This window comes from Butyricimonas hominis (assembly GCF_014287455.1).
Lineage (GTDB): Bacteria > Bacteroidota > Bacteroidia > Bacteroidales > Marinifilaceae > Butyricimonas > Butyricimonas muris.
Genome location: NZ_JACOOH010000053.1, coordinates 1 through 892 on the forward strand (window position 1 = coordinate 1; position 892 = coordinate 892).

Consider the following 892-nt stretch of genomic DNA (forward strand, 5'->3'; position numbering starts at 1 on the left):
GCGAGGTACCGGGGGTTCGAATCCCTCCCTCTCCGCTGAACGTGCTGGACAGAAATGGTCAGCAAACGGACAAAAAGCTACAAATCAATGATTTGTGGCTTTTTTTATTGCCCGAAAGTCCTGCTTCCAAGACTTCAAAAGTACGGTAAAAGACAAAGTTTCGTTACTAAATCGTTACCTATTCCCCGCCGGACAAAAACGGTAACGATTTGTCCATAAATGACCTGATAATGACTTGATTAGTCCATAGTCTGCATAACTCGAAAACGAGAGGTAAAAATTAATTTTGCAACTAAAAAAAGTGAGTTATGAAATCGACATTCAAGGTTCTTTTTTATTTGAAGAAAGGTTCTGAAAAGAAAAACGGCGAGGTTATGATTATGGCACGCATCACCATAGACGGCAAACTTTGCCAGTTCAGTACGAAACAGAGCATCCAGCCCGACAACTGGAGCATTACTGCGGGCAAAGCCAAAGGCAGGGATGCCGGGAGGATAAACGCCCTTTTGGACGACATACGTTCTTCCCTGAATACCATTTACCACGAAATGCAGCGGCGTGACAATTACGTGACCGCCGAGAAAGTGAAAAACGAGTTCTTGGGACACAGCGAGAGCCACGAAACAATCCTTTCATTGTTCCAAAAGCACAATGACGATGTGAAGCAGCTTGTAGGCATATCCAAGACGATAGCGACCTACCGCAAGTATGAAGTGACCCGCCGCCACCTCGCTGAATTTATCCAAAGCAAGTACAACGTATCGGACATATCCATAAAGGAGATAAGCCCGATGTTCATTACCGATTTTGAGTTGTATTTGCGTACCGCCTGCAAGTGCGGCTACAACACCACCGCCAAGTTCATGCAGTTCTTCAAGCGTATCATCATCAT

1 protein-coding gene is annotated in these 892 nt (G+C 45.0%); it reads left to right on the top strand.

Features of this window, described 5'->3' with window-relative positions; all coding sequences use genetic code 11:
* Nucleotides 1-308 precede the first annotated feature (308 nt).
* The coding region (locus H8S64_RS22180; RefSeq protein WP_186978733.1) for a phage integrase SAM-like domain and Arm DNA-binding domain-containing protein at nt 309-892 on the top strand (584 nt) is incomplete at its 3' end.